At 38.8% G+C, this 22,832-nt stretch carries 22 protein-coding genes, 1 other RNA gene and 2 pseudogenes; 17 read left to right on the top strand and 8 right to left on the bottom strand.

From position 1 onward, the window contains the following. Positions 1 to 3 precede the first annotated feature (3 nt). A complete protein-coding gene (locus E3K36_06430; protein ID MCF6154880.1) occupies positions 4 to 210 on the bottom strand; it encodes a hypothetical protein in 207 nt (68 codons plus the stop codon). Between the two features lie 492 nt (positions 211 to 702). Here E3K36_06430 and E3K36_06425 point away from each other — a divergent pair. From E3K36_06425 to E3K36_06360, 14 genes and pseudogenes are all read left to right on the top strand, one after another. Further along, positions 703 to 941: pseudogene (locus tag E3K36_06425) on the top strand (hypothetical protein). Positions 942 to 1,321: 380 nt separating this feature from the next. Further along, the gene (locus E3K36_06420; GenBank protein ID MCF6154879.1) at positions 1,322 to 1,618 is read left to right on the top strand and encodes a hypothetical protein; all 297 of its coding nucleotides are present in this window, start codon (positions 1,322 to 1,324) and stop codon (positions 1,616 to 1,618) included. Beyond that, complete coding sequence (locus E3K36_06415; GenBank protein MCF6154878.1) at positions 1,608 to 1,982, top strand: hypothetical protein; 375 nt, start codon at positions 1,608 to 1,610, stop codon at positions 1,980 to 1,982. The genes E3K36_06420 and E3K36_06415 overlap by 11 nt, the downstream gene beginning before the upstream one ends. A 301-nt stretch (positions 1,983 to 2,283) precedes the next feature. After that, positions 2,284 to 2,757 carry a hypothetical protein gene (locus E3K36_06410; protein ID MCF6154877.1) on the top strand — a complete coding sequence of 158 codons (474 nt, stop codon included), beginning with the start codon at positions 2,284 to 2,286 and terminating at the stop codon, positions 2,755 to 2,757. Positions 2,758 to 3,620: 863 nt separating this feature from the next. Next, the gene (locus E3K36_06405) at positions 3,621 to 4,325 is read left to right on the top strand and encodes a hypothetical protein (protein ID MCF6154876.1); all 705 of its coding nucleotides are present in this window, start codon (positions 3,621 to 3,623) and stop codon (positions 4,323 to 4,325) included. A gap of 14 nt (positions 4,326 to 4,339) precedes the next feature. Beyond that, on the top strand, positions 4,340 to 4,525 hold the full coding sequence (locus tag E3K36_06400; GenBank protein ID MCF6154875.1) for a hypothetical protein: 186 nt from the start codon (positions 4,340 to 4,342) through the stop codon (positions 4,523 to 4,525). Further along, positions 4,522 to 5,127, top strand: a complete 606-nt coding sequence (locus E3K36_06395; protein ID MCF6154874.1) for a hypothetical protein — start codon at positions 4,522 to 4,524, stop codon at positions 5,125 to 5,127. The genes E3K36_06400 and E3K36_06395 overlap by 4 nt, the downstream gene beginning before the upstream one ends. After that, complete coding sequence (locus tag E3K36_06390) at positions 5,115 to 5,675, top strand: hypothetical protein (GenBank protein MCF6154873.1); 561 nt, start codon at positions 5,115 to 5,117, stop codon at positions 5,673 to 5,675. The genes E3K36_06395 and E3K36_06390 overlap by 13 nt, the downstream gene beginning before the upstream one ends. A 29-nt stretch (positions 5,676 to 5,704) precedes the next feature. Continuing rightward, complete coding sequence (locus tag E3K36_06385) at positions 5,705 to 6,265, top strand: hypothetical protein (GenBank protein MCF6154872.1); 561 nt, start codon at positions 5,705 to 5,707, stop codon at positions 6,263 to 6,265. Between the two features lie 271 nt (positions 6,266 to 6,536). Further along, positions 6,537 to 6,941: a hypothetical protein gene (locus E3K36_06380; GenBank protein MCF6154871.1), complete on the top strand. Its 405-nt coding sequence runs from the start codon at positions 6,537 to 6,539 to the stop codon at positions 6,939 to 6,941. 276 nt (positions 6,942 to 7,217) lie between these two features. Beyond that, complete coding sequence (locus tag E3K36_06375) at positions 7,218 to 7,706, top strand: hypothetical protein (protein ID MCF6154870.1); 489 nt, start codon at positions 7,218 to 7,220, stop codon at positions 7,704 to 7,706. Positions 7,707 to 7,941: 235 nt separating this feature from the next. Next, positions 7,942 to 8,208 (top strand): hypothetical protein, encoded by a 267-nt coding sequence (locus tag E3K36_06370; GenBank protein MCF6154869.1) that lies wholly within the window; start codon positions 7,942 to 7,944, stop codon positions 8,206 to 8,208. Continuing rightward, on the top strand, positions 8,198 to 8,716 hold the full coding sequence (locus E3K36_06365) for a hypothetical protein (GenBank protein MCF6154868.1): 519 nt from the start codon (positions 8,198 to 8,200) through the stop codon (positions 8,714 to 8,716). Before E3K36_06370 ends, E3K36_06365 begins: the two co-directional genes overlap by 11 nt. A gap of 13 nt (positions 8,717 to 8,729) precedes the next feature. Further along, positions 8,730 to 9,908, top strand: a pseudogene (locus E3K36_06360) (site-specific integrase). A 104-nt stretch (positions 9,909 to 10,012) separates the two neighbouring features. Here E3K36_06360 and ssrA read toward each other — a convergent pair. Further along, positions 10,013 to 10,368: a transfer-messenger RNA gene (ssrA, locus tag E3K36_06355) on the bottom strand. Between the two features lie 512 nt (positions 10,369 to 10,880). Here ssrA and E3K36_06350 point away from each other — a divergent pair. The 3 genes from E3K36_06350 to E3K36_06340 all read left to right on the top strand — a co-directional run bounded on the left by E3K36_06350 (position 10,881) and on the right by E3K36_06340 (position 13,596). After that, on the top strand, positions 10,881 to 11,213 hold the full coding sequence (locus tag E3K36_06350; protein ID MCF6154867.1) for a hypothetical protein: 333 nt from the start codon (positions 10,881 to 10,883) through the stop codon (positions 11,211 to 11,213). Between the two features lie 176 nt (positions 11,214 to 11,389). Then, positions 11,390 to 11,740 (top strand): hypothetical protein, encoded by a 351-nt coding sequence (locus tag E3K36_06345; protein ID MCF6154866.1) that lies wholly within the window; start codon positions 11,390 to 11,392, stop codon positions 11,738 to 11,740. Positions 11,741 to 12,087: 347 nt separating this feature from the next. Then, a complete protein-coding gene (locus tag E3K36_06340) occupies positions 12,088 to 13,596 on the top strand; it encodes a PDZ domain-containing protein (GenBank protein ID MCF6154865.1) in 1,509 nt (502 codons plus the stop codon). A 17-nt stretch (positions 13,597 to 13,613) separates the two neighbouring features. On the opposite strand, the gene E3K36_06335 is transcribed toward E3K36_06340, so the two are convergent. The 6 genes from E3K36_06335 to E3K36_06310 form a co-directional block, all read right to left on the bottom strand. Further along, positions 13,614 to 14,447, bottom strand: a complete 834-nt coding sequence (locus tag E3K36_06335; protein MCF6154864.1) for a hypothetical protein — start codon at positions 14,445 to 14,447, stop codon at positions 13,614 to 13,616. 357 nt (positions 14,448 to 14,804) lie between these two features. Continuing rightward, the gene (locus tag E3K36_06330) at positions 14,805 to 15,926 is read right to left on the bottom strand and encodes a cellulase (protein ID MCF6154863.1); all 1,122 of its coding nucleotides are present in this window, start codon (positions 15,924 to 15,926) and stop codon (positions 14,805 to 14,807) included. Between the two features lie 2 nt (positions 15,927 to 15,928). Next, positions 15,929 to 16,717, bottom strand: coding sequence for a hypothetical protein (locus tag E3K36_06325; GenBank protein MCF6154862.1), 789 nt, complete (start codon positions 16,715 to 16,717; stop codon positions 15,929 to 15,931). Beyond that, positions 16,669 to 19,548, bottom strand: a complete 2,880-nt coding sequence (locus tag E3K36_06320; GenBank protein MCF6154861.1) for a tetratricopeptide repeat protein — start codon at positions 19,546 to 19,548, stop codon at positions 16,669 to 16,671. The genes E3K36_06325 and E3K36_06320 overlap by 49 nt, the downstream gene beginning before the upstream one ends. Positions 19,549 to 19,591: 43 nt before the next feature. After that, complete coding sequence (locus E3K36_06315; protein MCF6154860.1) at positions 19,592 to 19,999, bottom strand: hypothetical protein; 408 nt, start codon at positions 19,997 to 19,999, stop codon at positions 19,592 to 19,594. A 64-nt stretch (positions 20,000 to 20,063) separates the two neighbouring features. Next, positions 20,064 to 22,523, bottom strand: coding sequence for a glycosyltransferase (locus E3K36_06310; GenBank protein MCF6154859.1), 2,460 nt, complete (start codon positions 22,521 to 22,523; stop codon positions 20,064 to 20,066). Positions 22,524 to 22,832 lie beyond the last annotated feature (309 nt).

Here is a 22,832-nt window from a genome sequence, read left to right as displayed (position 1 = left end):
CTCTTACATCATCAAAGGAAATCTATCACGTCCAAAATGTTCAAAATCGTCTATTGACGTTATTGTATCAAAAATATTATTGCCCTGATCAACAAAATTATTTTCTGTAATTTTGCAAAGCATTGCATCGATATCTTTGACGTCATTAAATAAATTTGGAGATTTCAACGTGTCTTTTAGTACATTCAGCGAAGATTCCAAAACAACCATAAATTTAACTCATGATTTCGTACGCCTTTTATTTGGTTTAAAATTGTCTCTGCAAGTTGCATATCCCATATACCTCTTATTACGGAAATCAACTGAATTGGCAGAATTTAAGATGTGTAGTAACCTTTTGTTACCTAAATCTTAGCAAAAACCTTTTGATCTCCTATTTTTAACAAACAAAGCCGAATTTATCCAATCATATTTTCCATTACATTCAACCGCTACCTTCTAATACTTTGCTAATAAATTCCAAAACACTTAAAACATTAGTAAAACTTTATCATCTAACAGCTTAAGGCCATTAACAGTAAAAACTTTGGCTTATAATAGCTTCGATTTACTCCATATTGGAAAACAAAATATGGTCTTTGATAAAATAAAAATAGCCATTGACTCCTATATGAAATCAATGGCTTTTTAGCTCTTAAAATATACCTTTTTTAATCTCAGCAAACCTATTGACTTTAAATTTTTTGGTATAATATACCAACAGTGAAAAGCAAGCTCATTAGGTATATCAAAGTTGTAGAGAATAATGGAAATATCATTGAGGTAAGGCTGTGGCAAGTGAATCCTTCTCCCAACAACCACACGGTTATAAATATTCCTTTGTTTACGTTGTGAAAGGCAAGCGGGTTATTGGTTATAACAATGCAGAAGGCAAAGGAGACCACAGGCATTATGGAGATAAAGAGGAAGTGTACACATTTAAAAGCGTAGATAAACTTTAAGATAAGCCTGGAAATTGTAGTTTAAATGACCACGTAACGATCATGTAACCGAGGTCTCATCATGAAAAGAGACACGAAAATTACCTATTAAAAACGCATTACGAAAGCCTAGAAATGTTTTTCCGATTATCTTCAATGAGATTAAAAGTCTTTAAATGGTGGAGGCGGCGGGAATTGAACCCGCCGCCAAAAAATATTAAGTCTAATGTGTTTGAATAGTTATGACTTTTAACCCCTTAAAAATACCGTCACCAGACCGTCACCAGAATTAAAAAAGGCTGTTAACTCTATCAAGGGTTAATGGCCTTTTTTCTTACCTCGAAAACATACCATTTTTAATTTCAGAAACCCTATTGACTTTAAATTGTTTCTGGTATAATATGCCAACAGTGAAAAGCAAACTTATTAGACATATCAAAGTTGTAGAGGATAACGGGAATATTATTGAGGTAAGGGTGTGGCAAGTTAATCCTTCTCCCGATAAACCACACGGTTATAAATATTCTTTTGTTTACATTGTGAAAGGCAAGCGGGTTATTGGTTATGACAACGCAGAAGGCAAGGGAGATCACAGGCATTATGGAGACAAAGAGGAAGTGTACACGTTTAAAAGCGTAGATAAGCTTTTGGAAGATTTTTATAACGATATAAAGAGGGTTAAAAAACATGAGAGTTAAAAGGGTGAAAATAGGAATAAAAAGCCTTAAGGATGTTCTTGAAGATACAAAAGAGGCTATGAAAAAACTTGAACGGGGAGAGAAGGTTAAGCCAGAAAAGGGGCTTTACTTTGAGAGTATAGAGGGATTTAGAAAGGCACTTACCCAAAAGAGGCTTGAATTGCTTCATTTAATCAGGGAGAAACAGCCGGGAAGCCTTCAGGAGCTTGCAAGATTAGCCAAAAGAGACATTAAGAGCGTTGCAACTGATATTGCTATCCTGGAAGGCTTGGGGTTAATTGGCATGAAAAGGAAGAAGAAAGGACGGAGAGAGTCGAAACCTACAGTGAATTATAATACGATAAATCTGGAAATTGCGGTTTAAAGTTTTATCATGAAGCAAATTGCAATGATCTTGTGTTTCTTGGTAGCCAGTTGTGGAACTGCAAAGATTTCCGAAAATTTCCATTCTCAGAAGCAATAAAACGGCCTGGAAACGCTTCGGATTGCTTTCAGCGTGGGTAAGGTCAATGCAATGCTTCTGAGTGTGTTTTTCATGCGTTTTAGATAGGTTTTCCGGGGTTAAAATTGAATATTAAGGGATAGCTCCTGCAGGGCGACAAGCCGTTATCTCCAACGGTTTCCCTTAATTTTATCTTGGAGAGTCATTCAGGAGAAAATGACAGATGAAACAAGAAAAACTCAGCAAAGATATTGATTTAGCCAGGAAAATCGCTTGTTATATTTATTACAAAGGCAACAGTTGGGGCTTTTATCATGTCGACTGTTTGAATGAGAGTGATCTCATTGAAAAGAAACTTCATTATTTTGAACGAAGCACATTATTTCTTGAAGATTTTAACTCAGAGGATCACGCCTTTATAAAGCGCCTGGACACCAGAATAAATGACATTATCAGGTCAGATGTAAAACCACGACTTATAAAGGTCACCATAAACGGCAATCCAGGCATACCCAAAGGTTTATTAATAATCCATGTCCAGAGCGTTGATAATCTTCCGGAATATTTCAGAAGGTTGTTTGATGTTATAGAGTTGGAAGCAGAGGAGCAAGACCTTACCACAGGCAATTTAGAAAAGGCTATTTCCTTCCCTATACCTCCAGGAGCTAAGGCAAGCGATATAAAAATGGTTTTTTGAACGATGAAAACGTTCGTATAATAATTAAAGACAAGTCCGAACCTTTCCACTATGCGCAAATGGGGTTTTTTCGTAATGGACGTATGCTTGAAGGGTGGAATATCTTGCTTGAATTTGCAGAAAATAACGGGATTTTGATAAATGTTGATTCGGCGAAGCAAAAGCGTATCGAAAGGTTAAATAAAGCCTTGCAAGAGTTTTTTAAAACCCATGAAAACCTGATTGTAAATCATCGGACGGTTTTTAATGTTTGCAAAAAGACGGTTAATAGTAAAAAACCTATTTACATTCAAGAAAAGGTATGCCCATCATGCGAAGATGTGCACAAACATTTTTGTTTTATTTGCAACGATGAAACAGAACATTGTAGGGAATGCCATGACGACCTTTATACGGACGCACACAAAAACCTAATCAGATAACCAAAATCTCCACTGTTTAAAAACCCTGTTATCGACAAATCGATAATGGGGTTTTTTTATTTTCAGATTTTCCCAAAATATTTTCATTCCCACAAACCCCACTATTTAAGCCATTCACAGAGCATTTCATTGAAATTTGTATCATCGACAAATCGACAAGTCGTCGACAGTCGATACATAAGGGTAAAGAGTTTATTTTTCTGATTAGAATGTGAGGTAAAAAATGACCGAAAAAAGTTTGTTGAACCAAAAGCTTTTCACACTATCCCAGGTTGTAGAAATGCTGAACGTTCCGAAGCATCGCTTGTCATACCTTTTTGACAGCAGGAAATTACGAAGTGAGAATTTTATAAGATTGCCGAACGGTGAAAGAGTCTATCGTGAAAGCGATATTCCAAGGATTAAGCAAGCTTTGTTTGCGATTCAATCGAAAGGCTGAACATGGCAAACCCACAATGCGAAGACGGCTATACGAAAATCGCAAATGAGCTGTTTGAGGCACTGATCAGGACTGATTTATCAGGTCATTGCTTCAGGATTGCCTTACTTGTGCCGCGTAAAACATACGGTTTCAACAAGAAAGAAGACCTGATCTCATTAAGTCAAATGGCAAAAGATACGGGGCTTTCTAAGAGTAGATGTTCACAAATAATCAACGTTTTAGAAGACCGAAATATCATAACCGTATCAGATTTCTGCAACGGTCTAACCAAAAAGTATAGATTTAATAAGGATTTCGAGACATGGAAGACCGTATCAGAAAACTGCTACCGTATCAGAAAAGTGATTCAAAAGGGTATCAGAAAAGTGATACCACAAAAGAAATATATACAAAAGAAAATATATACGTCCGATTCTATCGAAGTCGGACTATCAGAGAAACTTCTTTCTTTGATTAAGCAACGAAAGTCAGATTTTAAACAACCTAATATTCAATCATGGGTTAAGCATATTGACCTAATGATTAGACTTGATAGGCGTTCGCCTGACGAGATCGAAAAAGTTATTACCTGGTGCCAGGCTGATAGTTTTTGGCAAAACAACATCCTATCTACCGAAAAACTTAGAAAGCAATACGACGCACTTTACTTGAAGGCATTCAATAGTAACGGCAAACATACCCTTGAACGGCAAAGATACTTTTAGGAGGAATTTGAGTTATGACACAGAAAAAAACTACATCGGATTTACTAATTGAACTTAACGAGTATAGCGGAGAGGACAAAATTATTACCAGTCGTGATATGAAGGCGCTTCTTGCTAAGCAGCCCAAAGCCGTTCCTGTCATGTCGAGATTACCGCAGTTGGATAAGCACGTTGGTGGTTTTTTCTACCGGGTGAATTGATAGCCATTTCCGGGCCGAGAAAAGCGGGTAAGACCCTTTTTGCGCAAACCCTGACTGTTAATTTTGCGAGACAGGATGTTATGAGTTTGTGGTTTAGTTACGAGCTTTCTTCCGGGGAGTTTATCAATCGCTTTCCTGGTGAACTGCCTGTCTTTGTCATGCCAGCAAAGATGAAGGCAAACACCCTTGAATGGGTAAGGCATCGTATTTTAGAGGGACTGGCGAAGTATGGCGTCAAAATGGTTTTCATAGACCACCTGCATTACTTGTTTGACCTCGCAAGGATGCGAAACACTTCGATTGAAATCGGGCAGGTTATCAGAACGCTGAAGATGCTAGCAGTCGAATTGAATATCACAATCTTTCTTATGTGTCACATGGCTAAGTTAGACCCTTATCAAGAACCTTCGGACGACAATATTAGGGATTCGAGTTTTGTAAGTCAGGAAAGTGATGCCGGGATTATGGTTTGGCGGAATGTTCAAAGCGATAATGAAGCGTGGCTGAAAGTTTGTTTTCATCGGCGAACAGGCGTCATGGATAAGAAGGTTGGACTTGTGAAAGTAGATGGCCTTCTCATGGAGGCGATATGCATTCCATAATCGAAACCGCAAAAGATTTTGGCGTTGACGTTGAATGGGCTGTTTCCAGACGCAAGGAATATCTTGATCGAGAAATTACCAGGAAGGAACTTGGCGTTAATACCGAGCGGGCTACTCCCAAAAGCAAGGAATATCTCGAACGGAAAATTGCCGAACTGAAAAACGATCAACAAGCGGCGTTACAGCTCTTGTCAGGGAAAAACGAGCTAAGCAGATTCATTTTGATGGATACAATAAAAATCCTCAATAAGGAAATAAAAAAGTATGAGATGGAATTGAGTTTCAAAAACACCGGAAAGAATAGCCGGATAACGCAAGGCGACATTGGGCGAGCGAAGGCGTATCCGATAGAAAATCTTTTGCAGAATATCCGCAACGGGATAACTCATTGTATCAGCGGGACACACGAGGACAGGCATCCATCAATGGATATCAGGAATAATTTTGCACATTGCTATTCTTGTGGCTGGTATGGGGATACGATAGCGGTTTATATGCAGATAAACGACGTGGACTTTATAACAGCCGTTAAAACTCTTATTGGTTAAATTTTTAAAACTTTTTTGGAGGGTAGCAAATGTCAAATGCAGTAATAGAAGTAAGGCGGAAATATGACGATGCGAAACAGAATGTTGAGGCGTGCCAAGCCAGCATCTTGGAGTTGCAAAAGAAATGCGATGAGTTGCAAGAATCTTTACCGGAACTCAGCCGGGCGATTGAGAATGCCAAAAGGGCGAAAACATCGGCATTAGATGCGTTTGCTTTGAATAGCAATGAGAAAAACTGCGACCGATTAAAGCGGGTGAGGCTGGCCCACGAGGATGCTATAAAGCAGCGAGGCGAAACCCAGGAGCTACTTGAAGCCAGCGAACGAGGGCTAAAGACACGGCAGGCCGAATTTATCAGATTGAATGAGGCCATGTCAGTTGCACGGCGTCAATGCTGGGAAACTGTTGCGGATGAAATCCAAAAGAAAATATCCACAGATATGATAATGGCTATCCAGGAACTAATCATCTGTAAAACACAAACCGGCGGTACCCGTCAGCATGTTTTAAATACGATCTTCCCACAATTAAATCCAGGTGAATATCAAAGTAGTAGAGATACTCTTATGGAGCAATACAACATTGATTAGCCTGTTCCCTCCTGCAGGCGGCATGGGTGGCGTTATACCCCTGGCGTTGCCCATGCCTCTTTAAACTTTTTTTGAAAGGATCATGATATGGATTATTTCAAGCGGTGTGTAGTTGGGTTGCATAATTACAAACATAATTGTCCCCAGAATGTGACAGAACATGAAACTTTGGATGAAATGCGAGAACGATTAGGGGAAAAAAAGCAGGTTATCATATGATGAATCGAAATTACTTAAACATCTCCGAAATATGACTGGAGTCGCAGAACCTGTGTTGACCACAATAAAACCAGACGAGTCTAAAGAAATTGTTCAAAAAGCTGAAGCGACACCCGAACAGCGAGAAGCAATGGCCGAGGTTGCAAGATTAAGGGCGGGAAAGAGCAAGCCAGAAACAGTTGTTCCTACAATTTCAGCAGAAGGACAGAGGGCAATGAGCGACCTTGCAAAGCTAAAGGCAGGGATTCCGTTCAGCCGGAGTTATTCACCGCAAGCCGAAATCAAGGAACCGGAACCACCGGTAAAACCTCTCACGTTCGAGGAGCAGGTAATTGCGGACTGGAGGGCAAATCCGGCCATCAGACAAGAGTTTGTAAGTCTTCAAAATTATACTGCATTTAGGAAGGCGGAAGCACAAGGGCGGGCGAGGATTCACAGAGGAGTAGTCGTAAGATAAGGCCGTGAGCTCCACTTGGCCTGGCCGTTCACGGCCTTACTTCATATGCATAGCGGCCAGGCCATTTAAAATAATGATATCATGTAATGCTAGGTTGTAAGTATAAGCGTAAAAGTCGTAAGTCTTTGTTGTGTAAATACATATGTTCTTTCGGTTTGGTGAAGCATGCGGGGGCAAGATGACCCCACGTTTTATCTAGTTTTCAGGGAAAAAATTTAGGGTTGTTATAACACACGATTGCTAAACAGTAATTATTACAGATTAGGAGATTAAGTCATGGCAGAAAAGAAAAAAGTCAATCTTCGTCAGCTATCAAAAATCATGCAAGTATCAACGGTTACAATTCGTAGCTGGTTTTCAAAGGGTGCGCCTCACGAGAGGTCTCACAGGGGTTATTTTTGCGATCCTGACGCCGTTTTCAAGTGGAGAGAGCAATATTTATCTGAGAAAAAGCAAAACGGTAGCGAATACGAGAAAGCACGGACGGAACGCATGCTTTGGTTAGCCCGGCAATCGCAGTTAAATTATGAGAGGGAATCCGGGAAACTTGTTGGTGCAGCCGAAGTCCGTCAGGCAGCCTTTGCAACGGCCAGGCAGGTTAGGGATAGCCTTTTTTGTATTCCGGCCAGGATATCGCCGATTTTGGGAGCGATAAGCGATCACAGGGAAATCAATCGGATTCTTACAAAGGAAATTACACAATGTCTTGAAAATTTATCAAGCAATTTAAATCAACCGGAGGTAAAAAACGATGCTGAAAAGTAAAGAAAGGATTGAGGAACTAACCGTTCTAAATCTGAAATATTTCCATCTCATGTGCAAACTGAAAATGCTTCTACGGGAAGCATCCGAATTGAAGGCGGAAATCGAATCTTTGGAGGGCGGAAAATGTATTACTACCCAGACATAGTTTTATGGATTGCAGCCTTTGAGCTTTTGCGGATTATATCAGAATTTTTGGCTTAACAGGACTTTGATTTTTAAACAAGGGGGTAAAGCAATGGCGATAAGATTCAAGCAATATTTTAAGGAATGTAAGCCGATTCGCTGTAATGGGAGAAAGTCAAAACAATGTCCTGAGATCCCGAAGCGGGCAAATGGTGAATACAGAACATGCGGGGCATGGTGTGTTGAATACAGAGAGATTGACGGGCGGTGGGTATCAAAGATATTTCCAGGTATAAACAACAAAACACTTGCACAGGATCGGCTAGAGGATATCAAGGCGCGCATACGGCAGGAAAGGTTGGAAGCGTATGAAAATTAACGGGTATCGATTTACGGCAGAAGATTTCAAGGAATACATCGATCCTGAGCGATTGAAAGACCTGGCAATCAAGGGCTTTGTACCCTGTCTAATCCACGAGACAGGGTTTCCTGTCTTTAAAAAAGGGGAAGTTGTGGACTGGATTGAAAAGAATCTCTACGTTTATTCAGAAGGCAAGCAGTTAACACCCATAGTTAAGATATACCCTCATGAGGATAAGCCTTGTATTGGCGATATTCCAGAGGAAATAAGCGGTATAAGCGAATTGAAAGAATGTAACTTCCAGATAATCCCATCGTGTGTCTATTTTTTATGTGACGGGAAAAAGATTTTATATGTTGGACAGAGCAAAAACCTGTATCAGAGATTATTCCAGCATATAGAGGACGGTAAGCGATTTAACCGGGTACTGTATTTCTACATACAACCTAACAGACTTGATTCCATCGAATACAAGCTAATAAAGGCTTTGAGACCACCTTTAAACATTCAACATAACGAGCGGTAAGAAAAACTTTATTATGACCTTGACAAATAACGAATTGGTAGCGTATCTTCTCCAGGAGAAAGGGGAAGAAACCATGAAAGGAGCAATAAGAGCGAAAGGACATTGTCCCGTTTGTCAGGGGAGTTTTACCGAAATAAAGAAGTTGGGCTATATTTGTGCAGAGCATAAAACCGTACCGAATCGATTTTATATTGACATCTTCCACAAAGGGCAAAGGATACGTCTATTTTCAGATAAACACGGACAAGCCATTGATACCTATCAACGAGCATCAAGCTTGCTCAGTCACATCAATTATGAAATCCAGAGCCACATTTTTGACCCTACGAAATATGTTAAACAAGACCTTGAAAAATTTTATGTTTCAACCTTGTTAGATAAGTTTCTAACATTCAAAATTAATTCTATTGCTCCAAGTTATAAAAAAGATTATCGGCGGTTTGTACAGATTGCGAAGGATTATTTCGGCGGTACGGATGCAAGAGAACTTCGAAAGATTGATATTATAAATTACAAAGAGCATCTCAGTAAGAATTTCAATTTCAGCGAAAAGACGATTAAAAACATTTTGGATAATTTTAAAATCTTCCTGAATTACCTGAAATCCGACCTTGAAATATTGGATGTTGTCCCGTCATTCCCTATTATCGGTATACCACAACCAAAGATCACCTGGCTTACCCAGGAGTTACAACAGAAAGTCTTTGAGGTCGTACCAGATAATCACAAACCTATCTTTGCCTTTTTAATGTTACATGGATGCCGTCCATCGGAGGCACGGGCTTTAAAGTGCAAGAATATTGATGTAGCGCGGGGTATAATTACCGTATCATCAACCTTTTCTGGTAGGGTGTTTATGGAAAGAAGGAAAGGGAGGAATTCAAAGGATTCAACAATTCCACTTCACCCGGAAGTATTTCTATACATCGCAGACCGTATAAAAAATAACCTTCCTGAAGCATACGTGTTTGTGAATCCTAAAACCGGTAAGCATTATTCGGAGAATAGTCTTAGGAGAATATGGGATGATATAAGGGAGAAAGTTGGATTAAACCAGTCAATTAGGCTTTACGATGCGACACGTCATTCCGTAGCATCTCAGTTGGCTAATAGAGGCATACCATTACTTAACGTAGCAAAATTATTAGGTCATTCATCAACAAAAATGGCTGAAAAATATTACGTTCATACCGATGTTGGAAGACTGAAAGCAGACATCATAAACCTATCACTAAAAGATCAAACCGTCACCAGCCAAAAAAGTGGCTTTGTAAGTCTCGTAATATCAATATGTTATGGTGGAGGCGGCGGGAATTGAACCCGCGTCCCTGGACATTTCAGCATAGGCTTCTACGTATATAGTCTATTTTTTGCATCTCGTCATCTGGAACCCCAATAGACAGGGTTTCTGATAACCAGCTAGGTTTAAGGGTTCATTCAATCCTCACCTACCAAAAGGACTAAACTAACCTGCTAGTCGTCGTTTCATTACCCTCGCAGGTAAGGATAATGAAACGTGGCTGTCAATTAAGCAGCCATTGCCATTGGATATTCGGCATTTAAATCATTTTGCCAGGTTTTTAATGAGGCCGCCTGACAACCTCAATACGCCACCTATACCTCAACCTGTCCGGTCGAATCCTTTCGCCCCCTATCTTAATTAAACGTTTCTGAATTCAAATAATCGAAAATCACCGTACTTTATCAATTTTGGTAATAATTTAATCACATTCTCACTTAGAATCATCTTCATTAATTTTCTAAATTATTATACCATTTTAAACGTAAAAATACAACTCAACAAATCATTATATATTGGTTGAATTTCACAACGCATTTGTATGAATTATAATAACAAACCATTATTTAGTAAACAAATTACAATAAATCTATACCTTTTCTATAACGAAATGTCACAGCCCAATCACCCTCCCTTGAGATGAAGATGCGTGGGCAGAAATTGATAAAATTGTAATATTATTATATAAAAGTAGTTATGAAAATAATGGGTTATCTAAAAAATAAATATTTTTTAAAAAAAACAAACATCATTATTGACTGCACAAATTGAACGTTTTTCTATGACTAAATCTCAATTTAGGCATAAAAATCGCTAATTTTATACGCTATTAATTTCATAATCTCATTCAAGAGGAAGGCATATATGGTAAATAATATAAATCCTTCGGCATCCAAACTTCTCGAGCAAATTAAAAGATTATCAGCAGGTGCAACACAAAAAGAAAATAATCATCTTGATTTTAAAAAAGAGGTATTGGACAACCATACTCATAACATCAATATACTTAAGGGTACAAATTTGTCGAATCTGGAAAAGATTCAGAAAAAAAATGATGTATCTATTCAACTTGTCGAAGATAGCAAAAGGAAATCATCTGGAAAAGATATTCAAACAGTAAAACAGCCTAACTTGGCAAATACAGAAAAGAATCTACGCAGAGAACTTGTGGGTTCTTTTTTGGATATCTACCTCTAGAGAAAGGAATAGCAAGCTGATTTTCGAAGAAAAGGAGGAAAGCGAAAAATCAGCTTGCTAAAAGGAGAACAATTATGCTTATTAAAACATATTTGACGAAAAAAAAGTTCCCTTTTACGACAAATTTGTTTTTGTGTTTATACATAATTAAACTATAATTGTGCAATTATAGAAAAATGAGAAGACACCTAATAAATTATGCTTGGCTGTTACTGATTTTCTTTGTCGGATGCGGTACCATTTCTCAGGAAAAGTTGAGGGATATCGACCGTAGAATAATCGAGCTGTCTAAGACAACGCAAACTTTAGGGAAAAAGGTAGACGATTTGTCCAGATCTATTTCATTGCTCGTAGTTGATGGGAATGAACTCCATAATGAAATGGACGATATGAAAACCTTCAGGAAGGATATTCAGCAAAAGGTTGAAGACATAGAAGAAGTTGTTAAGGAACTTAAAAGATCTACCAGTAGCCTAAAGACCGATTACGAAGACATGGAAGATGATATTAACAAAACGGATGGATAACAATAAAAAGACCGAAATTGAGTTATCTAATTGATTGGAAATAATGAAGTTAGGCATGAAAGGGGGGGAAAGAGAAGACCACACCTCCACCGATTCCATAAAAAGAGACGTTAACATCTGTTGTGCTCATCAATGAAACCATTAAAGAAAATATCCTTGATTATAAGCCTGTGCCTGATATATATTTTGATTATATATGTGACTTTTAACGCTATCGCAAGAGTACATAGAACAAAAAATCCTGCACACGCAAAAAAGGTGGTCATTTTAACTTTCTTTGTAGATTTATGTATCTTTGCAGGAAGCGGATATTTAGTTTATAAATTAAAAGTTCCAACAAACAAACCATGAAAGATACAAAATCATTCACTTTGTGGTGGGTGGTAAGCTGCCTCTTTTTCGTGTATAGTAGTTCTCTCTTTGCTAATCAGAAGATTGAAACTGACAAATTAAAGAAAGAACTTCTGGATCTCGAGAAGGCCACCGATCCGCTTATTCAAACTTTTAGAAAAGTTGCACAACTCGTCAGCCCATCGGTTGTCAGTCTCAGTACTGAGAAAAAAGACCATCCGAAGTTTGGCAAGGAAACAGAACCTTTGCCACCCTACCAAAATTTTTCTCCGAAACATGACCCTCACGCGGAAAATCTACCCAAAAAAGGGTTGGGTTCAGGAATTATTATCGATGAACGTGGTTACATTTTAACGAATAATCATGTTATCGTCGGTTTTGCTGAAGATGAAATTACCGTGGTTACTTACGATGGAGAACAATATAAGGATGTCAAAATTGTTGGGATTGATCCGAATACAGACATTGCAGTCATTAAAATAGAAGGAGAGGATTTCCTTCCTCTCGAATTTGGTAATTCAGAAGATGTGCAGGTAGGCGATTGGGTTATTGCCATCGGTAGCCCCTTCGGATATCAGCAAACAGTTTCTGCGGGTATTATCAGTGCGAAAGGGAGAACCCATGTCATTCCGTTTGAACTGCCTTTTATTTACGAAGATTTTTTCCAAACGGATGCGGCCATTAATCCTGGTAATAGCGGCGGACCGCTTGTCAACCTCAGGGGAGAATTAATTGGGGTAAATACCGCCATTGCAACCCGGTCAGGCGGATTCCAGGGTGTAGGATTCGCAATTTCTGCTAGTATTGCAAAAGAAACTGTTGAAACCATTGTAGCCACCGGGAGTGTTGTAAGAGGATATTTAGGGGTAGGAACCCATGATATTAATGATGAGTTGGCTATGACGCTTGGCTTAAGAGATAAAAAAGAAATTATCAGTCGTTTTGACTTATCATCGGAAAAAGGGGCCTTTGTTTTAGAGGTGTGGAGTGATACTCCTGCATCAAAGGCGGGCATCTCCCCAGGCGACGTAATTTCAGAGATAGACGGAAAGAAAATCGGTGGTACCACGGATCTGCAGCAGGCCATTCGTCGTGCAAAGGTGGACGAAAAGATTATTGTAAAGATCGTACGCAACGGGGTAGAAAGCGCATTAGAGGTTATGGTGGAACGACAGCCGGAAGACCTCGCAGGGAAAACTTACCTTGCTATTCGGAAATTAGATGAACCTACAAAATTTTCTTTAGGATTAGTGGTCAATGATTTAAATCCTGCAATTGCAAAATCACTGGGTTTTGAAGGCGAGAGTGGTGTTTTGGTTGTCGATGTCGAAGTAGGAAGCCCCGCCGAGCGTGCTGGGATAAGTCCCGGTGATTTGATCACAAAAGTCGGTACAAAAGAGGTAAATTCTGTTCCAGAATTCATGGCCCTTATGGACGAATTCTTAGAGAAAGATATGCCAATAAGTGTTTATGTAAAGAATAAGGGCTTTGTAACGTTAAAATAAATCTTACAAGAGCGCGATTATTCTATGATTTTATTTAAAATGTTAGCATTAAATCCTTCTTTACACGTAAGGTAAGAGTATTCTATTTCTTCGCGTTGGCCAGCCTTGACCCGTGCAATAAAGTCAATCGTTGAATAAATAAGTATCCAGGGTAACATAACATCTAAAACGGGAGCAATCATTTCCAAATCAAACTCATGAACAAATCCTAGCACATTGGTAAGAAGCAAAGTTTTAATGAAAAAGAAGGTATACAGGACAGGTTTAATTGATTTGTTTGCGCCGATGTATTTGCAATAAGCATAGACAAAAGCAAGAGAGGCAAGGAGTTTAATTGTATGATTGAAAAAATTGAGTATATGAGGAATACCTTCAGATTCTGATTCTTCAGAGGAGAAAGCCTCCAAGCCAATAGTCAGAGCATATTTTGAGAAAAAATACAAACCAAAACCAACGGCTGTTACAATAAATATATTTTTTGCATCTATCAGATAATCCCTGATTTTCCGGATGGATTCACGATATTTATAACGCTTATCACAGGAACTATACATCATGCCTTTTATATTCTTTCTAAAACTGAAAGATGTCATGAAAAAATAAGCGAATGCAAGTATGACAATCGTTATAAAATCACCGCACATATCAGGTAAATTCGGTGTATGAAATTCATAGCGATGATGATGGTGATGACCATGACCGCTAGGTTGTATGACATCAAAAAGTATTAGAGGTTTAATAATTTCACCAACGATAAAGCGTAAATTGATCCCTATAAAAGTAAGAAAGGCGCCTATTCTTACGTTTCGAATTAACGATTTCTCTTGCTTACTAAAGCCAATTGCTAGCATTTTTTCTCCTCCCTCCTTTTTTTACATTTTTCCATACAGTGCTCTTCCATATAAACATGTGAATAACCTGCATGGTAAAAATGTCCCGGAATGTTGATCATGCTAACTTTCCCTCATTTCTCGATTCTGCTCAATCTTTTATCAGAAATATTTTAAGAATATCCTTTAACCTGGCTCTAATTCCTCTTGTACTCTCGTATACCATTATTAAAAATATTAAATAATTTATAAATACTCAAATTCCTTTACTAAATATTATATAATTTTCCACGAAAATTTCAATAATGAAAAATTATTTAGTATAAATAAATATTGTTTTACATAATAAAATACGTCACAGAAAAAGTTTTTTTTCAATTATGGCCTTTTCAAAATACCACTTTCAAAGGCAAGGGGAAAGAATGCCAGGCTTTGTCCATAATAATTGAGAATCAAAGATTTCTCGCCCAATCTATTCCTGAACGAAACTTCTAATCTATCCGCTTTAGTATTTAATGCCTGTGCTGAAAAAAAAGCCATTGCGGCTGATGGTAAACTACCGTATTCAATCGCAGACTCTCCCGTATATCGATATACGGCCTTTACCTCTCCTACATCTGAGTTGGATTCCTGTAAAACATGATACACTTTTTCTAAAACCTTATTCCCCTCTTCAGACTTATTCCAGAGTAGATCAAGTCCTACACGCATTGGGATTCTGACTGCCTCCCATCCATAATCGTTTGATTTGCCTTCCATCGCCAAAATGTTTCCCTGAAAATCTACTATGCACCAGTCTGGGATCAAACCACACCCGCTTACATTACCCAGACGAACGCCGGAATGATGTAAAATCCAATAACCGGTCTCAGTTAAATCCAACCATCGGCGGTCTTGAGTTATTTCGAAAAATAAGCGAAATGCCGCCGGACTGTAATAAGATGGATTTTGTATGAGGTACCCATCTTTTTCATTACCCCATAAACCGGGTAACAAAAAAAGACGATTATCAGCCCCACGTGCTGTTTCGAATTTTAAAATGTCGTTAATCACCAGTTCAGCCTTCTCACGATAGGTATTTTCCCTCCATCGGTTTGAAGCTAGCAATAGGGCAAATGCATAATCACAATCGGCATCCGAAGCAGCCATCCAATCGTTTACTCCACCGTCCTTCCAATGCCAGGCAAGGAGACGGTCTCCCTGTTTATTGCTTCTGCTAAGGTGTTCTTCTGTCCATCCAAAAATCAAATCAAACGTTTCTTTGTCATTCAGAAAAACAGAGAAAAGCATGGCATAGGCCTGCCCTTCGCTGACTGTATCAAGACCATGTTCAGGTCGCTGCACACGTCCATCAGGGAGAATGTAGTTTTTTTTGTATAATTTCCACCAAGTTTCTAATTGTGTTTCCGGGGGTCTTTTCATGGTAATGCAACCGATACATGTTAAGCAAAAGAAGCCCAATATAAAAATAATATTCTTATAATTTAAACTTTTTTTCATTTTTAAAAACGAATATTAAAAAATAAATCTGCTTGCTCTTCTTCATAGACCGTTGATCGTACGGGTTTTACTTCAAAACCTATATTCCACCTCCTCTGGTTGTCCCATCCAAATTCAAACTTTGGTTCGGTAAAATCAATACCGTCAGAATCCACACCTTGTTTTATGGCAAGCTCATAATAAAGTTTTGGGGCACCGCTAAAATGCTCTCTTCCCAGATACTGTCTCCAAACAACACCACCCATATATTTGCGGTAATTGTCCGGCGACCAGTATTCATCACGTCTTTTATCTACATCAAAGCCATACGTCTCCGCAATAAGTTTAAAGATCTTTGGATACAAAAATAATTTGTACCCAACGACCGTATAATACTCTGTGCCATTATTACCATCATTATACCAATACTCGTTGAAATAACTGGAAATATTAATATGGGGTGAAATATCCCACGCAAAACGCCCGCCTGTATAATAACGCCCACGGCTATTCTCTAGGGTGTTGAAATTTTGCAGCACGTCCTCACGGCCACCCAATAAGGTAACATCAAACATATCATAAATTCTATAATTAACGCCCGTCCCAAACTGTCCCGTTTCATGGCGATTCTCGGAGTAGGTCGATAATTCCCCATCCAGGTATGCTGCTATTCCATTCTCAAAATGCTTGTTTACATGTAAGGTGAGATGTTCGGCTGTTGAACCGCCATGTTCCGTAAATTTAAATATCGTATTTCCCAATCCTAACGAAAGGTCCATTGCCTCAGAAAGTCTTGCAGGAGAATAATCCACGTCTGTCCTGAACAGGGTGATTTCAAAATTTCCAAATTCATCACCACTTCCTTTTTGATGGATATACGACTGTTTAAGCCATACAGATTGCTTATGCCTCCATCGTTCCGATTCTTTAGCAAAAGAGGCACGATTGTGTTCTGGTGCATAGGCAAGCAATTTTTGTAAGCATCTTCTGACTTTGAGCTAACATTAAGCTGGGAGTACATCTGACCTAAATCGAAGAGCATTTCAGTGTCTTCAGGATGGCGCCCGACCAGTTTGTTGTAGAAAGAAATTGCAGTCTGTTTTCGTCCTAACCAGTTATTCCTTTTCGCCTGCCATTCCCAATATATTTCAAAATCTTCCGCATAATTCCAGCAAAGATTTTTGTAAGCTTCATTGGCATCCTTTAAACGTAAAGCCCATCCATACACCCTGGCCACTTCACGGCGTCGTTTAAAGTCAGTAGGCTGTTCTCTCAAATAGAAATCATACCACCTTAATGATTCGTCATATTCACGTCTCCAACTATTTACCTGTGCTAACCATCGCAGAATTCTCACATCCTTGGGACTATTCTTTTGAAGTGTCAGGAATTGTTCGCAGGCCAAATCATACTCGTTGTGGGTGGCCAGCAGTCTGGCATATTGATAACGAAGTCCGGGATCACCGGGAAATTGTTCAACTGCCTGACACAGCCAGTCTTTTGCAAACTCATAGTTCTTGCTTTTCCTGCCTCTGTCAAAATATCCGACCTGTTCCACGATTGCTTGAAAAACGGTCATATTTCCTGGCTGATTCGAAAGATATTTTTTCATCATTCCATTGGCAATGTCATAGTCCTCAGATTGAATATTTGCGATTATAGTTAACCCTTTGACAACGATCTTTTCTGAAATATCTTTCGGAAGTAAGGACAACCCGGCATAAAGTGCCTGTTTGTTTCTCCTCAATTTAACCAATGCTTCACAATAACGGACTATTTCTTTTTCTGGCAATTTACGTATTTGAATCTCTTCAAATACTTTGTTCGCTTCCCCTTCTTTACCCAAATTCAAATAACATTCTACCATTCCAAGCCTATATTTTTGGTCTTTGTTTTTTTCATCCAGTTCTTTGTATAAATCTAAAGACTGTAGAAAATTGCCTGCCTTAAATTCGGCCCTTGCATATTGAGCGGTTACCTCTTGATTCCGATGCATGGCCACCTCATCGGCAGCTTTCCAGGCGGAAAGTGGCACGTCATCAAAAAGCTGAGGTCTGACCATTTCTGTTTCCGTTGAATATTCCGATAATAACTTGCCCAAAACCAGAACTGACTCCTCATATTTGTTCAACTGTCTTTTAGCATCATGCAACAAAACCGTAAGAATTGCAGGACATAAATCTTCTTTGTTCGTCTCCGATAATAATTCAATCTCCTTTTCCGCCTCCTTATATAGTCCCATCCGTATATACGAAAGAACACGCAATGTTAAGACTTTTGACTTATCAATCCGTTCTTCGATAGATAGCTTTTGTAAAATCATGGACGATTTTTCAAGGAGTATTTCGTCTTTCTCCAGAGCGTAGTAGCATTCCAGCTCTACTATTTGTGGGCGAAATCCAGCTTTTTTATCTCCTTCCAGTGTATGGAGTATTGATAATGCATCCTCATATCGCCCTGTTAAAGCCAATATCTCGGCTTTTGTAATATCAATAATAGGTTTCGACTCGGGAGAAACGGGAAATTGATTCAGGACTTCAAATCCCTTACCGGGCATTTCTCGGCAGGCATAAATAATTGCTAATTTCACTGCCAGGTGAACTTCAGGAACAGGTTTACTGACCGATACAATTTCTTCGAGGAGATTCGATGCTTCCGTCAGTTTTCTCCGGGAAAGGAATTTGTCAACGATCATCAAAGAAGTAGTGCGCCAGGTATCAGATTTCCTGTGAATTGTTTTCCATACCTCAATTGCCTTTTCGTCTTCACCTAATGATAAATAAGCCCCGACCAGAGTGGAACGAATATCATCGGTAACTTCAATTTTATCCCTTTCCTCACGTATGGTATCAAGGAGCAAAGACCACTTCTTTGCCCATGATAGAACCTTAATATAGTGAGACCGAATGTCACGATTTTCCGGAAACCGGTTAACCAAATCTTGATATTTCTCTATCGCCCTTCCGTAATTTCCTGACCATGCATCAACATCTGCTTCGAGGCGCAGCAATTTCAGATTGCTTTTTTCCTCATACGGAATTTTTTCTAACGTTTCCCTTGCTTCTGCATATTTTTTCAGCTGTACTAAAAGGTTGACTTTTAGAGTTAATACCTCCAAATTTTCTGGATCGTGTAGCAAAGTCTTTTCATACAGTTCAAGGGCTTCTCCAAATCTTCCTAACCTGGCCAAGATACCGGCTAGTTCCTCAGCAATCTTTGAATTGCCTTTATTGGATGATAACGCCTGTTTATAATACTCCACAGCACGGTCGACGTTTCCATTTTTGACCGCATTTCGAGCCGCATTAAGCATAAGTTTTTTTGTAAAACCATTCTTCCTCTCAAGTACATGCCCTATCCTTTGAATTAAAGTATCATAATGGGCTTCTGCTTTACGGTAATGTCCACTCTCCTGCAAAAAATCTGCAAATTCCAGCACAACAACCTCATCGTCAGGATTTTTTCTGAGATAAGCGTCATACCGTTGAATGGCTTTATTGGCCCACCCTGCCTTCGCTGCATTTCGGGCAGCCATTAAAAAGAGTAACGATTCATCCTCTTCCTTCTCAAATGCCTCAAGAGATACGACCAAATGCCAAAAAGTTGTTATTCCAAAGATACAAGCCAATAACGTTCTTTTCATTGCCCTTTACATTCCTTATGAATTGGTGCGTCTCACGCACCAATCAATTTTTTCCCCTGAGAAGCACGACAAAATGTTTTTCCGCTTCCCTGTACCTCTTCTGATTATGAAGCTCAATGGCAAGAGATAACCTCAAGTTTCTATTTTCCGGAACAGTCTTTACAAGCCTGTTTAATACCTTTACAGCTTCTTTCTTCTTTCCTATCCTCATAAGGATCTGAGAGAGATGACAATATAAATCGATTTCATTATGCTTTAGTGCCGACTTCGTCATTTTGTTATATAACATCATGACCTGTAAAATATCAGGAGGTTCATTACCCCCGTACATGTTTTGTATAAGGAGTTCTGTTTTATAAACCAACTGGAAAGAGACCCAGATAATTCCAAAAAAGGCGAGTGGAAAGATCAAAAGAAACCGCTTGTTCCGTATTAGTTTGATCGAGTCCATATAAACGATCTTTTTATTCTTGATGGATTGGTGCGTGGGACGCACCCTACTTAAGCTGAAGTATTCATTCATGGGCAACAGAGGTGGTATTTCTGAGTCGGTCTAAAAGAATGTTTTTCTGAGCGGTCAAAAATTGGGTAAATTCTACGCCAATATTATACGAATACCCAACCTCAATTTCTTTTGTATGCCTTATCCCTCCTTTTGCAGCCAATGTCCCAAATGGCGTAAAGATCTCCATGGTCAGTTTTGTTCCCAATTCGAGTGGAACATAACTGGTAAAAGAGAGTCCGGATATACTAATATCATTTGTAACAGTAGTGAGAGAGATATTTTCATTGTTTCGAACAATAAGAGGAAGAGACATCCTCCTCCGGATATGTTTTCTCGACTGCAGAAGTTCAATAAATTTGACGCCAACGAAATATGAATGTCCCACCATGATTTCTCTTACATGCCTTACCTCTCCTTTAGCAGCTAATGTTCCAAATGGTGTAAAGACCTCCATGATCAGCATCGTCCCCAATTCGAATGGGACATAACTGGTAAAGGAAAGTCCAGTCATGCTTATGTCATTTGTAACGGCAGTTAGAGAAGTATTTCCATTGCTTTGAACGAAAAGAGGGAGTGGCATCTTTCTTCGCACGTGTTTTCTGAACCGCTCTTTACTATAAACTTTGGAAAGCATTTTCAAAAAAAGAGAAGGTTTTTTGCCAAACTTATGTTGAAATCGGGGAAGGATGGTGTTAAAGCAATACAGACTGATTACATCCCTGTCATTTTCGTTTAATTCTTCAATTTTTACACCATGAACAAACATTCTTCCCTGTATAAAATCACTACTGGTCTTGTAAAGGATGATAGCTTTACAGGGCAAAATCGTTTGGTTTAAGTACATGTAAAGAGTAATTTTTTTACCAATTGGCAATGCAGTAAATGTAACAAGGGAGATACCGTCTTCATTAATATCCTTAGTAACTCCAAGACCATTTACGGAACTAGTGCCATTCATAAGGGAATATCGCACAGGTACAGAACCGATAAATCTGAAATTATTGCGCTTCTGGTGCGGCTTGGTTACTTTTTCAATTACAGAAGCGGCTAAAAGCCCATTGGCGATATTCCAGAAGATGGCTGCACTGATACCCATAAAAGCAGCAGACATACCATAATAGAGTTTTAAACCTCCCCACACTGCCCCTGAAAAGCAGAAGAGGCAGATTATCAATTGAGGGATAATATCAGAGATACTGACAGATTCATGGGTACCTTTCCCGGTCACCTTGAAAATTGATTTTAAGCCAAAAAGCCCAAAAAGACTCCTAACGGTTGCCTTAATGACGACAAAAAAATTTGTCGTATTAAAACACTCACAGTATATAATTTTGCCATATCCACGGGTCACAAATTCAAAGCCGAATACGAGTATGCAAAGAAAAAGTACACACCTCCAGATAAAAGCGAAATCAAATGACTGTATGGGATTCATCCCGGTAAAAATTGCAACTGGTGGTATAATAAGGTAAATAAATTTGGGCAATCCAAAAAGCCAGCCAAAGATCGTGGAAAAAAAACAGATTCTTTGTGGAACGGTTAACCCCTTTGTTATAAGGGGATTACACTTAAAAAACATGCTAATGTTTCCCTCCGCCCACCGGAGTTGCTGGACATGATAATTCTTCAGGTCTTTTGCAGCAAGTTCATTTGAAAGTATCTCGTTATGATAAATACCCTTCCAGCCACGTGCATAGAGATGAATGGTCGTGTGGAGGTCTTCAGTAATACTTCCTATGGCAAATCCCCCAATATCTTCCAGGGCTTTTTTTCGGAATATAGCTGCAGTTCCGGCAAAAAAGGTGGAATTCCAATAATCCCTCCCTGGCATAATTAACCGGTAAAAAAGATTCTGCTCATTCCAATATTTTTCCCTTTCCATGTTTACCCTGAACTGAAATGAGTCAACATTATAGTAATTATGGGGGGTTTGGACGAAGGCAAGCTTTTGATCCTGAAAGTAACCCAGGGTCTTATCCAGAAAGTCAGGTTGAGGAACACAATCTGTGTCAAATACGACCACAAAATCACCGTTGGTAAGTTGAAGGGCATTATTTAAATTTCCTGCCTTGGCATGCGTCCTTTCCTTTCTGGTGATATATCCACAGCCCCATTCTGCCGCCTTCTTGGCTAATTCTGGGCGATTTCCATCATCGAGGATATACGTTTTATGAGGATACCTTATATCAACGCAACCAAGTACCGTTTTTTTGATAATGGAAATGTCTTCGTTATATGTAGGAATGTATATGTCTACCGATAAATCGGGAAGCGGGGCAGAAGATTTTCTCTCTACTTTACCCCATAACTGAAAGGCAAAGAGAGATAGAGAAATGAAACCGTGAACATCTGCATAATAAAAAAACAGCGAGAAAACCAAGGCGTCTGGATTGATGGTATAGCGAAACCGGTATACAAGGTAATAAAGATAAACGCCTAAAGTGAATACGATAACAACCTGGTACTTCACTTACCCAGCTTTCATATGCAGCTTGTTCTTTTTTTAAACAAGATTCACAATAAAATGTTTAAAAATTATACATAATTAAGGAAAATTCATACCATCAAAGGGAATGTGAGCAAAAATAAAACCTAAATTCTTTTTGAGTTAAACATTTTTGTGTATCTATACACAATTAAAGACATATTTTTTGATTTATGTATTTAGTAAATATATCTATTTCGCTTCCACTGGTGTTTTGACATTTTAAAGGCCTCGTTTAATTTAATTAAAAGGTATATTGTTTGCATATAAAATGCTTTGTATTATTTATTTTTT

The sequence above is a fragment of the Candidatus Brocadia sp. genome (assembly GCA_021646415.1).
Taxonomy (GTDB): Bacteria; Planctomycetota; Brocadiia; order Brocadiales; family Brocadiaceae; genus Brocadia.
Note: the sequence above shows the minus strand (reverse complement) of the source record. Positions and strands in the feature narration are given on the sequence as shown.

Excerpts from the sequence above, each read along its gene's own strand:
- E3K36_06415 (MCF6154878.1), top strand. The coding sequence starts at position 1,608 with ATGAGAGTTAAAAGGGTGAAAATAGGAATAAAAAGCCTTAAGGATGTT.
- E3K36_06365 (MCF6154868.1), top strand. The coding sequence starts at position 8,198 with ATGAAAATTAACGGGTATCGATTTACGGCAGAAGATTTCAAGGAATAC.
- E3K36_06420 (MCF6154879.1), top strand. The coding sequence starts at position 1,322 with ATGCCAACAGTGAAAAGCAAACTTATTAGACATATCAAAGTTGTAGAG.
- E3K36_06320 (MCF6154861.1), bottom strand. The coding sequence starts at position 19,548 with ATGAAAAGAACGTTATTGGCTTGTATCTTTGGAATAACAACTTTTTGG.
- E3K36_06350 (MCF6154867.1), top strand. The coding sequence starts at position 10,881 with ATGGTAAATAATATAAATCCTTCGGCATCCAAACTTCTCGAGCAAATT.
- E3K36_06400 (MCF6154875.1), top strand. The coding sequence starts at position 4,340 with ATGACACAGAAAAAAACTACATCGGATTTACTAATTGAACTTAACGAG.
- E3K36_06370 (MCF6154869.1), top strand. The coding sequence starts at position 7,942 with ATGGCGATAAGATTCAAGCAATATTTTAAGGAATGTAAGCCGATTCGC.
- E3K36_06410 (MCF6154877.1), top strand. The coding sequence starts at position 2,284 with ATGAAACAAGAAAAACTCAGCAAAGATATTGATTTAGCCAGGAAAATC.
- E3K36_06405 (MCF6154876.1), top strand. The coding sequence starts at position 3,621 with ATGGCAAACCCACAATGCGAAGACGGCTATACGAAAATCGCAAATGAG.
- E3K36_06335 (MCF6154864.1), bottom strand. The coding sequence starts at position 14,447 with ATGCTAGCAATTGGCTTTAGTAAGCAAGAGAAATCGTTAATTCGAAAC.
- E3K36_06345 (MCF6154866.1), top strand. The coding sequence starts at position 11,390 with ATGAGAAGACACCTAATAAATTATGCTTGGCTGTTACTGATTTTCTTT.
- E3K36_06330 (MCF6154863.1), bottom strand. The coding sequence starts at position 15,926 with ATGAAAAAAAGTTTAAATTATAAGAATATTATTTTTATATTGGGCTTC.
- E3K36_06430 (MCF6154880.1), bottom strand. The coding sequence starts at position 210 with ATGGTTGTTTTGGAATCTTCGCTGAATGTACTAAAAGACACGTTGAAA.
- E3K36_06390 (MCF6154873.1), top strand. The coding sequence starts at position 5,115 with ATGCATTCCATAATCGAAACCGCAAAAGATTTTGGCGTTGACGTTGAA.
- E3K36_06315 (MCF6154860.1), bottom strand. The coding sequence starts at position 19,999 with ATGGACTCGATCAAACTAATACGGAACAAGCGGTTTCTTTTGATCTTT.
- E3K36_06340 (MCF6154865.1), top strand. The coding sequence starts at position 12,088 with ATGAAAGATACAAAATCATTCACTTTGTGGTGGGTGGTAAGCTGCCTC.
- E3K36_06385 (MCF6154872.1), top strand. The coding sequence starts at position 5,705 with ATGTCAAATGCAGTAATAGAAGTAAGGCGGAAATATGACGATGCGAAA.
- E3K36_06375 (MCF6154870.1), top strand. The coding sequence starts at position 7,218 with ATGGCAGAAAAGAAAAAAGTCAATCTTCGTCAGCTATCAAAAATCATG.